Source organism: Rhizobacter sp. P3_B12 (assembly GCF_056402895.1).
Map to the genome: position 1 here is coordinate 1 of NZ_JBFUGN010000075.1, position 13178 is coordinate 13178.

Below are 13178 nucleotides of genomic sequence, written 5' to 3' on the forward strand. Positions count from 1 at the left end.
CGCATCGGCGATGCGCGCACCGGCCTGCGCCAGCGTGGCGCTCACCTGCTGGCCGGCCTCGATCAAGCGCAGCAGCAGCGGATCGTCGAACTGCGCCCACCAGCGGCTCAGCTCGGCCCTGTCGCCGCCATGTGCTTCGTCGTGCGGCAGCGGCGCGTGCCATTGCAGCGGCAGCGACGGCAAGGTGCTGTCCGGGGATGCCTGCCCGGGTGCGGCTGCACAGCCGGCCAGCAGCAAGGCGGTGGCGACGAGCGCGGCTCGTTCTTTCGTTGGCGGGCTGCTGCGTCGTTGACGTTCGCTGCGCCGGGACTCCTGAGGGCTCATGAAGACGTTTCGCTTGTCGGTTGCCTGGCCACGCACGGCCGACGCCATCCTCGCGGTGCCTGTCTTTCCAGCTCCTTTCCGCACGGGTCGCCTGGCGGGGCCGCCCCGGAAAGTGCGCTGTAAGGCTCCACCGGGAATGATCCCGGCCACTCAACGACCTTCCAAGGCACCCCATGTCATTCCCTCACCCGCCAGGCCCCGGCCTGTTCGCACTGGTCATCGCCCTGTGCGGCGCTGCCTTCAACGCGACGGCCCAGCCGCCGGGCCCGGGTGGCCCGGACGGCCCCGGGCAAGGCAAGGGCGGCCCCGGCGGCAACGGCTGGGGCCTGGGCATCGCCGCGATCAACTCGCAGAAGGCCTACAAGGGCATCGACCGCGAGACCAAGGCGCTGCCGATGATCCGTTTCGAGAACGAGTACGTGAAAGTGGGCGGCCTGGGCCTGGAGGTGAAGATCCCCAGCCTCGAGCTCGGGGCGTCCGACCGCCTCAATTTCGCCATCGTGGGCAAGAAGGAATTCGGCGGCTACGAGGCCGATGACGCGCCGATCCTGGCCGGCATGGCCGAGCGCAAGTCCGGGTTCTGGGCGGGCGCCAAGGCCGAATGGGAGAACGATCTCGTCGATGTCAGCGCGCTGTGGCTTGCGGACACCGCCGGCCACAGCAACGGCCAGCGCTTCAGCCTGGGCCTGGAAAAGAAGTGGCGGGCGGGCCGGCAGGTGATGCTGATGCCGCACCTCACGGCCCACTGGCTCGACAGGCAGTACGTGGACTACTACTACGGCGTGCGGGCCGACGAAGCGACGACCGGGCGCGCCGCCTATGCCGGCGCCGCGGGAGTGAACGTGGAGCTCGGCGTGCGCGCCATGTACCTGCTGGATCGAAACAACGCGTTGATGCTCGACGTGGCGGCGACCAGCCTCTCGAAGCGCATCAAGGACAGCCCGCTCGTGGGCCGCTCCAGCACGAACCGCGTGCTCCTGGGCTACATGTACAGCTTCTGATGAGCAGGATCCTGCTGGTCGAGGACCACGAGCGGCTGGCGCAACTGGTCAGCAGCGGCCTGGGCGCCGCCGGCATCGCCGTCGACAGCGTGCAGCGCATCGATGAGGCCTGGTCCGCGCTCCAGCAGATGCCGTACGGCGCGCTGGTCCTCGACCGCGGGTTGCCGGATGGCGACGGGCTGTCGCTGCTGAAGCGGCTGCGCGACTCGACGCTGGGCATTCCCTGCCTGCTGCTGACGGCACGCGATGCACTGAGCGATCGCGTCGAGGGCCTGGACGCCGGTGCCGACGACTACCTGCCCAAGCCCTTCGCGATGGACGAGCTGGTGGCACGCGTTCGCGCGTTGCTGCGCCGCCCGTCGGGGTTGGTGCCGGCCGAGCCGGGACACGGCGACCTGCAGCTGCGGCCCGCCGAGGGCATGCTCCATTGCGGTGAAGAGTGCGTGTCGCTCGCCATCTCCGAGATGCAGATCATGCTGCTGCTCGCCCGCAAGGGGGGCGACACGGTGCGCCGCTCGGCGCTGGAAGCGGTGGCCTGGGGCTTGCGCGACCCGGTCACGCCCAATGCGCTGGACGTGGCCCTGCACCGGATCCGCCGCAAGCTGCGCGCCATCGGTTCGCGCCAGAAGATCATCAATGTGAGAGGCATCGGCTATGCGCTTCGTGAAGATGAATTGGCTGAGTAGCCTCAGCGTCAAGGTCCTGCTCGCCTACGTCATCGGTGCGGTGCTGAGCATCGTGCTGCTCATGGTGGCCTCCGCCGCGATCGTGCATTCGCAAGGCGACGCCTTGTCCGGCTTCGACGTGGCCAGCACCACCCGGGACCTGGCCGGCGAAATGCGGTTCGACAGCGCGGGCGTCCCGGTCGGCATCGGCGACGGGCGCCTGGACCGCCATGGAGACTTCCAGATCGACGACGACTTCAAGCTCGGGTGGATCTTCGACAGCCTGCAGCACGAGGCCGCCTACCGCGTGCTGGATGCCTCGGGCAAGGTGGTGCTGTTCTCGACCGCCGGGGTGGCGTTCTGGCCCGAGGCCGGGGCCTCGCGCCGGCTGGAGCGCGGGCGCTTCGAGTTCGAGCGCGACGGGGTCGCGATGCGTGGCGCCACCGAGATCGTGGAGCGCAACGGCAAGGTCTGGTACATGCAGTTTGCGGTCAGCACGCGCTTCCTGCACCTGATCTACCAGGCTTTCGCGCTGCCCTTCACGGGGGCCGGCATCACCTTGTTCAGCCTGGTCCTGCTCTTCGTCTTCGGCCCCTGCGTCTACATCACGCTGCGCTATGCGCTGAAGCCGGTGCGACGGATCTCGGAATCCGCCGCCGGGATTTCGCCACGCTCGATCCACGCGCGACTGCCGGCCCACGCGGTGCCCCGCGAGATCGCGCCGCTGGTGGAGAGTTTCAACCGGGTTCTCGAGCGCCTGGAGCAGGGCTACCGCATCCAGCAGGAGTTCCTGGCGACCGCGGCCCATGAGCTCAAGACGCCGCTCGCACTGGTGCGTGCACAGGTCGAGCTCGGCGCGCCGTCGGCCGAACGCAGCATGCTGCTGGGCGACGTCGAGCACATGAGCCGGCAGGTGCAGCAACTGCTTCACCTGGCTGAGGCGAGTGAAGCGCAGAACTATCACCCCGTCACCGTCGACATGCGCGAGGTGGTGCACGAGGCTGCCACCTACCTGCAGCGCATGGCGAATGCCGCGGGTGTGCGCGTGGAGCTGCCGAAGCAGGCCGTCGGCGTCTGCTGGACGGCCGATCGTGGCGCGCTGTTCACGCTGTTGAAGAACCTGCTGGAGAACGCCATCCAGCACACCCCGGCGGGGACGCTCGTGAGCGTGGAGGTCGACGCCACGACGCTGTCGGTGCGCGATTGGGGGCCGGGCGTTCCGCAGGATCAGCTGCCGAAGATCTTTGCCCGCTTCTGGCGCGGCCACCATCGCCGCGACCAGGGGGCCGGGCTCGGCATGGCCATCTGCCAGGAGATCGCGGTGGCCCATGGGTGGTCGCTGGGCGCGTACCGGGCGGATCCGGGGCTGCGTGTCGTCGTGTCGAGGCCGGCGCCGATGGCGTGAGCTTCACGCCATCAGGCCACGCTCTCCGCCGGCAACCCCTCGCGACCGTAGCCCACCGTGGCCGCCGGCGTACCGCCGGCCGTGACGGCGACCGCGCAGTACTTGAACTCCGGGATCTTGCCGAACGGATCGAGTGCCGCGTTGGTCAGCAGGTTCGCGGCCGCCTCGTAGTAGGCGAACGGAATGAAGACGGTGCCGGTGGGTGTGCCATCGTCGCGCCGCACGCTCAGCGCGACTTCGCCACGCCGTGACTTCACCGTGATCACGTCGCCCGCGTTGACCTGCAGCTTGCGCAGGTCGCCGCCGTTCATCGACGCGGTGGCCACCGGCTCGATCGCATCGAGCACGCTCGCGCGCCGCGTCATGCTGCCGGTGTGCCAGTGCTCCAGCTGCCGGCCGGTGATCAGCACGAACGGGAAATCCGCATCCGGCCGCTCGTTGGCCGGAATGATGTCCGCCGGCACCAGCTTGACCCGGCCGTCGCGGGTCGGGAACGTGTCGATGAAGACGGTCGGCCGGCCCGGATCGTCGTCGGTCAGGCACGGGTAGGTCACGCTCTGCTCGCGCTCGATGCGCTCCCAGCTGATGCCGCTGATGGCGGTGTGCATCGCCTGGCGCATCTCCTCGTAGACCTCGGCCACGCCGCACTCCGGCCCCTGGTAGTTCCAGGGCAGGCCCATGCGCCGCGCGATCTCCTGGATGATCCAGAGATCGGGCTTCGCATCGCCCGGCGGCGTCAGCGCGCGGCGCCCCATCTGCACCATGCGGTCGGTGTTGGTGACGGTGCCGGTCTTCTCCGGCCAGGCGCTGGCGGGCAGCACGACATCGGCGTACCAGGCCGTCTCGGTCATGAAGATGTCCTGCACCACCAGGTGCTCGAGCGAGGTCAGCGCATGGCGGGCATGGTTGAGGTCGGGGTCGCTCATGGCCGGGTTCTCGCCCATGATGTACATGCCGCGGATCTTGTGCGGATCCGTCTCGGGCGCGAGCGCCTTGTGCATGATCTCGACCACCGTGTAGCCGGGCTTGTCGTCGAGCGGCGTGTTCCAGAACTTCTCGAACCAGGCGTGCGCGTCCACGTTGTCGACGCGCTGGTAGTTCGGCAGCATCATCGGGATCAGCCCCGCGTCGCTCGCGCCCTGGACGTTGTTCTGGCCGCGCAGCGGGTGCAGGCCGCTGCCCGGCTTGCCGATCTGGCCGGTGACGGTCGCGAGCGCGATCAGGCAGCGCGCGTTGTCGGTGCCGTGCACGTGCTGGCTGATGCCCATGCCCCACAGGATCATCGACGCCTTGCTGGTCGCGAACTCGCGCGCCACCTCGCGGATCGTCTGCGCCGGAATGCCGCAGATCGGCGCCATCGCTTCGGCGCTGTAGCCCTTCACGTTCTCCTTCAGCGCCTCGAAGTTGTTCGCGCGCCGCGCGATGAAGTCTTCGTCGACCAGGCCTTCGTCGATGACCGTGTGGATCAGCGCGTTGAGCAGCGCCACGTCGGTGTCGGCGTTGAACTGCAGCGTGCGCCACGCGTGGCCCCCGATGTCGGTGATGCGCGGATCGGCGAGCACGATCTTGGTGCCGCGCTGGGCGGCGTTCTTCATCCAGGTGGCCGCCACCGGGTGGTTGGCCGTCGGGTTCGAGCCGATCACGAGGATCAGGCCCGCATGCTCGACATCGTTGACCTGGTTGCTCACCGCCGCGGAGCCGACCCCTTCGAGCAGCGCCGCGACGCTGGACGCGTGGCACAGCCGCGTGCAGTGGTCGACGTTGTTGCTGCCGAAGCCGGTGCGCACCAGCTTCTGGAACAGGTAGGCCTCCTCGTTGCTGCCCTTGGCCGACCCGAAGCCGGCCAGCGCCTTCAGGCCGTGCGTGTCGCGCAACGCGGCGAGCTGGCTTGCGGCCAGGTCGAGCGCCTCTTCCCAGGTCGCCTCGCGGAACACCTCGCTCCAGTCGGCGGGGTCGCCGATGGCATCGGGATGCTTGGGCACGCCCGGCTTGCGGATCAGCGGCTTGGTCAGGCGCTGCGGATGGTGGGCGTAGTCGAACCCGAAGCGGCCCTTCACGCACAGGCGGCTGTGGTTGGCCGGGCCGTCGCGCCCGTCGACGCTGACGATCTGCTCGTCCTTCACGTTGTAGGTGAGCAGGCAGCCGACGCCGCAGAACGGGCAGACGGAATCGACCTTGCGATCGACCTCCTGCGCGCCGATGTGGCTCTTGGGCATCAGCGCACCGGTCGGGCAGGCCTGCACGCACTCGCCGCAGGCCACGCAGGTGCTGTCGCCCATGCCGTCCTGCAGGTCGAACACGATGGCGCTGTCATGCCCGCGGAAGGCATAGCCGATCACGTCGTTGACCTGTTCCTCGCGGCACGCGCGCACGCAGCGGTTGCACTGGATGCACGAATCCAGGTTCACCGCCATCGCCGGATGCGACAGGTCGGGCGCCGGCTGCTCGCGGGCGATCGCCGCCAGCGCGGGGCGCACGTTGACGTCCATGCGCGAGGCCCAGTCGCTGAGCTCGCCGTGCTGGCGGGTCGCGTCGTCGCCGATCCACTTGTGGCCCTGCGCCGGCATGTCCGAGAGCAGCATCTCGAGCACCATCTTCTGGCTCCTGACGGCGCGTTCGCTGGTGGCCTGCACCTTCATGCCGGCGGTCGGCGCGCGGCAGCAGCTCGGCGCGAGCGTGCGTTCGCCGTCGATCTCGACCATGCACGAGCGGCAGTTGCCGTCGGCCCGGTAGCCCGGCGTGTAGCACAGGCGGGGAATGCTCACGCCCACGCGATCGGCGACCTGCAGGATGGTCTCGCCGCCGAAGGCCTGGACGGACTCGCCGTCCAGCGTGAACTCGACGCCGGGGATCAGGACATTTCGTTCGGGCGCATTCATCACGACACCTCGTGGGGAAAGTATTTCTGGACGCAGCGCACCGGGTTCGGCGCCGCCTGGCCGAGGCCGCAGATCGAGGCGTCGACCATCACCTGGTTCAGGTCTTCCAGCGTGCCGTGGTCCCACAGCGGCTCGGCCATCAACGCGGCCGCCTTGCTGGTGCCGACCCGGCACGGCGTGCACTGGCCGCAGCTCTCGTGCTCGAAGAACTTCATCATGTTCATCGCAGCATCGCGCGCCTTGTCGTGCTGGCTCAAGACGATGACGGCGGCCGAGCCGATGAAGCAGCCGTGCGGCTGCAGCGTGTCGAAATCGAGCGGCAGGTCGGCGAGGCTCGCCGGCAGGATCCCGCCGGACGCGCCGCCGGGCAGGTAGGCGTAGAGGTCGTGGCCGGGCAGCATGCCGCCGCAGAACTCGTCCACCAGTTCGCGCAGGCTGATGCCCGCCGGCGCCAGCTTGACGCCCGGCTCGCGCACGCGGCCGCTGACGCTGAACGAACGCAGCCCGTGGCGCCCGTTGCGGCCGGGGCCGCTGAACCAGGCCGGGCCGCGCTGCACGATGTCGCGCACCCAGTACAGCGTCTCGAAGTTGTGCTCGAGCGTCGGCCGCCCGAACAGGCCGATCTGCGCGATGTAGGGCGGGCGCATCCGCGGTTCGCCGCGCTTGCCTTCGATGCTCTCGATCATCGCGGACTCCTCGCCGCAGATGTACGCACCGGCGCCGCGCCGCAACTCGATGTGCGGCAGCGTGCACGGCGGGTCGGCCTTCAGCCGTGCCAGCTCGCGCTCGAGGATCGCGCGGCAGCCGTGGTACTCGTCGCGCAGGTAGATGTAGCAGGCCTCGGTGCCCACCACCGCGGCGGCGACGAGCAGGCCCTCGAGGAAGCGGTGCGGATCGCGTTCGAGGTAGGTGCGGTCCTTGAACGTGCCGGGCTCGCCTTCGTCGATGTTGACGGCCATCACGCGCGGGGCCGGCTGCTGCATCACGATGCCCCACTTGCGCCCGGCCGGGAATCCCGCGCCGCCCAATCCACGCAGGCCGGAATCGGTCATCGCCTTCAACACGTCGGCCGCCAGGATCTGCCCGGACGCGACCGCTGCCGCGAGCTCGTAGCCGCCACCCTGCCGGTAGGCGTCGTAGCCGACGTAGGCGGGTGCCACCTCCTGCGGTGCGCGGGTGATCGGCGCGGCACCGGCAGCGCCGGCGTCGAAGGCGCCATCGTCGCGCGRCAGCGCATGGCGGGCCGAGCCCGCATCGACGGCGGCCTGGACGGTTGCCGCCCTGGCATGCACCACCGGCGCCTGCCCGACGATCGCGACCGGCGCCTGTTCGCAGCGGCCCACGCAGGGTGCCGGGATGACCCGGACCGCGGTGCCCAGCAGCGCCGGCAGGCGCGCGAGCAGGTCCTGCGCGCCGGACATCTCGCACGACAGCCCGTCGCACACGCGCACCGTGAGCGATGCGGGTTGCTCGTCACCGCGCAGCACCTCGAAGTGGTGATAGAAGGTTGCGACCTCGAAGACCTCGGCCATCGACAGCTTCAACTCGCGGGCCAACGCCACCAGGTGCCGGTCGTGCAGGCCGTTCCACGCGTCGTTGATCAGGTGCAGGTATTCGATCAGCAGGTCGCGCCGGTGCGGCCCCGGGCCGATGAGCACCTGCACTTCCTCGAGCGACACGTGGTCCGGCTGGCGTCCCTTCAGCTTGTTCTTGCGGCGAAGGCGGCCGCGCATCTCGTCGACGGAAGCGAGTGGCACGGTGCCGGGATCGCTGGGGCGCGTGGCTGTTGTCGTCATGTCGTCGTCGAAGCGGGGTGCGCTCCGGCCAGTGGGTCAAGCGATGTCGGAATCGTGGAGACGCGCTGCTTGAACGGAGACGAGGGACAAGGGACAAGGGACGAGGGGCCGCGTCATTGACGCAGCGCAGCATTCATCTTCACCCGGTTTGGGCGATCCTAGTCGATATCCTTGACCGAGGATATCGCTCGACCAAAGCAGCAGAATCGAGGCCGACATGATCCAACGTGAGCAGATCACCGCGCTGATCCTGGCAGGCGGCCGGGGCAGCCGCATGGGCGGCGTCGACAAGGGCCTGCAGACGCTCGATGGCGAGCCGCTGGTGCAGCACGCCTTGCGGCGCATCGCGCCCCAGGTCGGTTCGGTGATGATCAGCGCCAACCGGCATCCGGAGGTCTATCGCGGCTACGGTGTGCCCGTGCTGGCCGACGCCGACACCGACTACCCGGGCCCGCTGGCGGGCTTCCTCGCCGGCCTGACCCACTGCCGCACCGACTGGATGGCAACGGTGCCCTGCGACACGCCGCGGTTTCCCGACGATCTCGTGATGACCCTGGCTGCAGCGGCCGGCGACGCGCGGGCGGTGGTGGCAGTCACCGAAGAGGCCGGTGAACGGCAACGGCAGTCGGTGTTCTGCCTGCTGAGGGCGGATCYGCATGTCGACCTGGCCGCCTACCTCGCCGAGGGCGGCCGCAAGATCGAGCGTTGGCTGGAGCGGCAAGAATGCGTCGACGTGCTGTTCGACGATGCCGACGCCTTCTTCAATGCCAACACGATCGACGAACTGCGCCGGCTCGGCGGCGCCTGACAGCTCACCCCATCTCGCCATGCCGGATTCCACCGAAACGACAGAGCAGCTCTTCTCGTACGGCACGCTGCAGCTCGAGTCCGTGCAGCGCGACACCTTCGGCCGCACGCTGGCGGGCACCCAGGACGCGCTGCCGGGCTACACGCTGACGCTGCTGGAGATCCACGACGCAGCCGTCATCAAGTCGAGCGGCAAGACGCATCACCCGATGCTGGTGTTCACCGGCCGCGACCAGGACCGGGTCGACGGCACGGTCTTCGCGCTGACGCCTGAAGAGCTGCGCAACGCAGACAGCTACGAGGTGGCCGACTACCGCCGCGATCGGGTCACGCTGGCTTCAGGCGTGTCGGCCTGGGTGTACGTCGACGCGCGGCAGCCCCGAGGCCTCACCCCGAACCCAACACCCCCCACTCCTCATCGGTGAACAGCCGCGACCGCGTCAGGAACCGCAGCCCCTCCGGCCCCTCCACCGAGAACATCCCGCCGCGCCCCGGCACCACGTCGATGATCAGCTGCGTGTGCTGCCAGTACTCGAACTGCGGGCCGCTGATGTAGAACGGCATGCCGCCGATGTGCCCCAGCAGGCGGTCGTAGTCGCCGACGATGAACTCCCCCTGCGGGTAGCACATCGGCGCGCTGCCATCGCAGCAGCCGCCCGACTGGTGGAACATCAACGGCCCGTGCTTCAGCTGCAGCCGCTCGATCAGTGCGAGCGCCGCGTCGGTGGCCGTCACGCGCAGGACCTCGGCGCTCGCTTCCATCAGAAGAACCCGAGCTTGTGCTCGCTGTAGTTCACCAGCAGGTTCTTGGTCTGCTGGTAGTGGTCGAGCATCATCTTGTGGTTCTCGCGGCCGATGCCCGATTGCTTGTAGCCGCCGAAGGCCGCATGCGCCGGGTAGTGGTGGTAGCAGTTGGTCCACACGCGCCCGGCCTGGATGCCGCGGCCCATGCGGAAGGCGGTGTTCATGTCGCGGCTCCATACGCCGGCGCCCAGCCCGTACAGCGTGTCGTTGGCGATCGACAGCGCCTCTTCCTCGTCCTTGAAGCGCGTGACCGACACCACCGGCCCGAAGATCTCTTCCTGGAAGATGCGCATCTTGTTGTGGCCCTCGAAGATCGTCGGCTTCACGTAGTAGCCGCCCTCGAGCTGGCCGGGCAGCATGTTGCGCTCGCCGCCGATCAGCACCTTGGCGCCCTCCTGCCGGCCGATGTCGAGGTACGACAGGATCTTCTCCAGCTGCTCGCTCGAGGCCTGCGCGCCGATCATCGTCGACGGGTCGAGCGGGCTGCCCTGCTTGATGGCCGCCACGCGCTTGACCGCGCGCTCCATGAAGCGGTCGTAGATCGATTCCTGCACCAGCGCGCGCGACGGGCAGGTGCAGACCTCGCCCTGGTTCAGCGCGAACATCGCGAAGCCTTCGAGCGCCTTGTCGAAGAATGCGTCGTCCTTCTCCATCACGTCGGCGAAGAACACGTTGGGCGACTTGCCGCCCAGCTCCAGCGTCACCGGGATCAGGTTCTGGCTCGCGTACTGCGAGATCAGCCGACCGGTCGTGGTCTCGCCGGTGAAGGCGATCTTGCCGATGCGGTTGCTCGACGCGAGCGGCTTGCCCGCCTCCAGCCCGAAGCCGTTGACGACGTTGAGCACGCCGGGCGGCAGCAGGTCGGCCACCGTCTCGAGCAGCACGAGGATCGACACCGGCGTCTGCTCGGCCGGCTTCAGCACCACGCAGTTGCCGGCAGCGAGTGCCGGCGCCAGCTTCCACACCGCCATCAGGATCGGGAAGTTCCACGGGATGATCTGGCCCACCACGCCGATCGGCTCGTGGAAGTGATAGGCCACCGTGTCGTTGTCGATCTGGCTGACGCCGCCCTCCTGCGCGCGGATCGCCGACGCGAAGTAGCGGAAGTGGTCGATCGCCAGCGGCAGGTCGGCCGCCGTGGTCTCGCGGATCGGCTTGCCGTTGTCCCAGGTCTCGGCCGCGGCCAGCATCGCCAGATTGGCCTCCATGCGATCGGCGATCTTGTGCAGCAGGTTCGCGCGTTCCGTCGTCGAGGTCTTGCCCCAGGCGGTCTTCGCCTTGTGCGCGGCGTCGAGCGCGCGGTCGATGTCTTCGGCCGTCGAGCGCGGGATCTCGCAGAACGGGCGGCCGGTCACCGGCGTGATGTTCTCGAAGTACTGGCGCCCGGACGGCGCCGTCCACTCGCCGCCGATGTAGTTGCCGTAGCGCTTCTTGAAGTCCACCGGGGTGCCGAACTTGCCGGGGTCGAGCTTGTCCATCTTTGCGTCTCCGATCTGGGTGTGATGGGCACCGCCCACTGCAGCGCCGCGGTACCTGGTTTGCAACGCGCGTACCCGCTCGGCTGGGTACTTACCCCAGGGCCGGCCGATGCGCGGCCACGACATCGCCCGGCCCCGCTGTGCCCTCGCCATCGGCGCGCCCATCAGAACCGGACGACAACCGGACGCGCGGGTCGGGTTTCGCGATCTGCGACACATCCGTGCGAGGATGTCGCGCGACATGTCGCGTGCTGCGACACGTTGCCCACGAGATCGGAGACAGCATGAAAGAGGCGCAGGCGCTTTCGCTGCGGGTCGAGCACGCCCGCGATCTGTTCTTCCTGCAGGGCCAGGCCCTGTCGGGCGATGAAGGCCTGGCGCCGCACATCTCGCGCTCGTGGCGGCGCTGCCAGGGCATCGGCCCGGCCGTGGCCGAACCCGAGCCGCTGCTGCGGCAACACCTGCGTGAGCGCCGCGAGCAGGCCATGCAGATGCTCGCGTGCGCACAGCCCGAGCTCGACAGCCTGACCGAGCACGCGCTGAGGGCCAGCTGCGTCGTGATCCTCACCGATCCGTCAGGGCTCATCCTCGAGGAGATCGGCAGCCCCGAGTTCCTGCCGAAGGCGCAACGCATCGCGCTCGCGCCGGGCGTCGAATGGTCCGAGACGCGCCGCGGCACCAATGCCATCGGCACCGCGCTGCTGGAGCGCCAGTCGCTGATGGTGCTGGGCGGCGAACACTTCCTGCCGCAGAACGGGGCGATCGGCTGTGCCGCATCGCCGATCTTCAACGGGCGCGGCGAGATCGCCGGCGTGATCGACATCTCCGGCGAAGCCGCGCAGGTCAACGACCACACGCTCGGCCTGGTGCGCATGGCGGCGCAGCAGGTCGAGCACCGGCTGATGCTGGCGCAGGCCAGCGGGCACCTGCTGCGCTTCCATGCCAAGCCYGGTTTGCTGGGCACCGCGCGCGAGGGCTTGATCGTTATCGACGAGGGCCGGATCGTCGCCGCCAACCGGGTCGCCCTCGGGCTGCTCGGCACGGCGTGGGCGGGCTTGCTCGAGCGGCCGGCGGAAGCACTGATCGGTGCGCGCTGGTCGCAGCCTCACCACGGCTCCGGGTTGCTGACGCTGCCCGATGGCCGGCAGATCGCGGCGACGCTGGAGCGCGCAGAGCGGCCGGCGGCGTCACGCAGTACGGCGCGACCCCTCGCCAAGGCAGTCGACGACGATGCGTTGCCCGCCGTGGACGACACGGCGCCGCTGCTGCACAGCGCCTGCAAGGTGCTCGACCAGGGCCTGCCGGTGCTGATCACCGGCGAGACCGGCAGCGGCAAGGAGGTGTTCGCCCGCCGGCTGCACCAGGCATCGCGCCGCAGCAAGGGGCCATTCGTCGCCGTCAACTGTGCGGCGCTGCCGGAAGCGCTGATCGAGGCCGAGCTGTTCGGCTACGAGGCGGGCGCCTTCACCGGGGCCCGTCGGCGCGGCATGCCGGGGCGCATCCGCGAAGCCGCCGGCGGCGTGCTGTTCCTCGACGAGATCGGCGACATGCCGCTGCTGCTGCAGACGCGGCTGCTGCGCGTGCTCGAGGAGCGCATGGTCGTGCCGCTCGGTGGCGGCCCGGGCATCCCGGTCGACTTCGACCTCGTCTGCGCCACCCACCAGGACGTGTCGGCGATGAGTGCCGGGCAGGCCTTCCGGGCCGACCTGCTCTACCGGATCGACGGCTACCGCGTCGCGATCCCGGCTTTGCGTGATCGGCACGACCGGCGAGCGCTCATCGAGCAGCTGTTCGGCCCGCTGGCGAAGGCGAAGCAGCTGTCGCTGGACCCCGCTGCCCTCGACCGGCTCGACGCTCACGCCTGGCCGGGCAACGTACGGGAGCTGGCCCACGTGCTGCGCGCGCTCGTCGCGCTGGCCGACGATGGTGCGCTGCTCGGCGTCGAGCAGTTGCCGGAGCGCGTGCTGTCCGGATCGGCACAGGCTCGGCGGCACCTCGCCGTCACGACCGAGCCCGCGC

10 protein-coding genes and 1 pseudogene are annotated in these 13178 nt (G+C 69.3%); 6 read left to right on the forward strand and 5 right to left on the reverse strand.

Features of this window, described 5'->3' with window-relative positions; genetic code table 11:
• Positions 1-372 (reverse strand): annotated as a pseudogene (locus AC1D01_RS06790) (hypothetical protein); the annotation flags it as partial.
• A 125-nt stretch (positions 373-497) separates the two neighbouring features.
• Here AC1D01_RS06790 and AC1D01_RS06795 point away from each other — a divergent pair.
• From AC1D01_RS06795 to AC1D01_RS06805, 3 genes are read left to right on the forward strand one after another with little or no spacing between them, the layout of a single operon-like run.
• On the forward strand, positions 498-1325 hold the full coding sequence (locus AC1D01_RS06795; RefSeq protein ID WP_477865305.1) for a MipA/OmpV family protein: 828 nt from the start codon (positions 498-500) through the stop codon (positions 1323-1325).
• Complete coding sequence (locus AC1D01_RS06800) at positions 1325-2011, forward strand: response regulator transcription factor (protein ID WP_477865306.1); 687 nt, start codon at positions 1325-1327, stop codon at positions 2009-2011. Before AC1D01_RS06795 ends, AC1D01_RS06800 begins: the two co-directional genes overlap by 1 nt.
• Positions 1995-3395: a sensor histidine kinase gene (locus AC1D01_RS06805; protein WP_477865307.1), complete on the forward strand. Its 1401-nt coding sequence runs from the start codon at positions 1995-1997 to the stop codon at positions 3393-3395. The genes AC1D01_RS06800 and AC1D01_RS06805 overlap by 17 nt, the downstream gene beginning before the upstream one ends.
• Before the next feature lie 11 nt (positions 3396-3406).
• Here the strand turns inward: AC1D01_RS06805 and fdhF are convergent, their stop codons facing one another.
• Together fdhF and AC1D01_RS06815 are read right to left on the reverse strand one after the other, a co-directional pair.
• Complete coding sequence (gene fdhF, locus AC1D01_RS06810) at positions 3407-6274, reverse strand: formate dehydrogenase subunit alpha (protein WP_477865308.1); 2868 nt, start codon at positions 6272-6274, stop codon at positions 3407-3409.
• Complete coding sequence (locus tag AC1D01_RS06815) at positions 6274-8007, reverse strand: NADH-ubiquinone oxidoreductase-F iron-sulfur binding region domain-containing protein (protein ID WP_477865314.1); 1734 nt, start codon at positions 8005-8007, stop codon at positions 6274-6276. Before AC1D01_RS06815 ends, fdhF begins: the two co-directional genes overlap by 1 nt.
• A gap of 280 nt (positions 8008-8287) precedes the next feature.
• Between AC1D01_RS06815 and mobA the strand changes: the two genes are divergently transcribed.
• The gene (mobA, locus tag AC1D01_RS06820; RefSeq protein WP_477865309.1) at positions 8288-8878 is read left to right on the forward strand and encodes a molybdenum cofactor guanylyltransferase MobA; all 591 of its coding nucleotides are present in this window, start codon (positions 8288-8290) and stop codon (positions 8876-8878) included.
• A 19-nt stretch (positions 8879-8897) separates the two neighbouring features.
• Entirely contained in the window at positions 8898-9302 is a 405-nt protein-coding gene (locus tag AC1D01_RS06825; protein ID WP_477865310.1) for a gamma-glutamylcyclotransferase family protein, read from the forward strand.
• On the opposite strand, the gene AC1D01_RS06830 is transcribed toward AC1D01_RS06825, so the two are convergent.
• A complete protein-coding gene (locus AC1D01_RS06830; protein WP_477865311.1) occupies positions 9265-9639 on the reverse strand; it encodes a DUF779 domain-containing protein in 375 nt (124 codons plus the stop codon). The two genes, AC1D01_RS06825 and AC1D01_RS06830, sit on opposite strands and share 38 nt — an antisense overlap.
• The gene (adh, locus tag AC1D01_RS06835) at positions 9639-11159 is read right to left on the reverse strand and encodes an aldehyde dehydrogenase (RefSeq protein ID WP_477865312.1); all 1521 of its coding nucleotides are present in this window, start codon (positions 11157-11159) and stop codon (positions 9639-9641) included. Before adh ends, AC1D01_RS06830 begins: the two co-directional genes overlap by 1 nt.
• Before the next feature lie 284 nt (positions 11160-11443).
• On the opposite strand from adh, the gene AC1D01_RS06840 reads away from it, so the two are divergent.
• A partial coding sequence (locus AC1D01_RS06840; RefSeq protein WP_477865313.1) for a sigma-54-dependent Fis family transcriptional regulator occupies positions 11444-13178 on the forward strand: 1735 nt, incomplete at its 3' end.

What these genes read in the sequence shown, in the direction of transcription:
- AC1D01_RS06805 (WP_477865307.1), top strand. Translation starts at nt 1,995, where the DNA reads ATGAATTGGCTGAGTAGCCTCAGCGTCAAGGTCCTGCTCGCCTACGTC.
- AC1D01_RS06825 (WP_477865310.1), top strand. Translation starts at nt 8,898, where the DNA reads ATGCCGGATTCCACCGAAACGACAGAGCAGCTCTTCTCGTACGGCACG.
- AC1D01_RS06830 (WP_477865311.1), bottom strand. Translation starts at nt 9,639, where the DNA reads ATGGAAGCGAGCGCCGAGGTCCTGCGCGTGACGGCCACCGACGCGGCG.
- AC1D01_RS06800 (WP_477865306.1), top strand. Translation starts at nt 1,325, where the DNA reads ATGAGCAGGATCCTGCTGGTCGAGGACCACGAGCGGCTGGCGCAACTG.
- fdhF (WP_477865308.1), bottom strand. Translation starts at nt 6,274, where the DNA reads ATGAATGCGCCCGAACGAAATGTCCTGATCCCCGGCGTCGAGTTCACG.
- AC1D01_RS06795 (WP_477865305.1), top strand. Translation starts at nt 498, where the DNA reads ATGTCATTCCCTCACCCGCCAGGCCCCGGCCTGTTCGCACTGGTCATC.
- adh (WP_477865312.1), bottom strand. Translation starts at nt 11,159, where the DNA reads ATGGACAAGCTCGACCCCGGCAAGTTCGGCACCCCGGTGGACTTCAAG.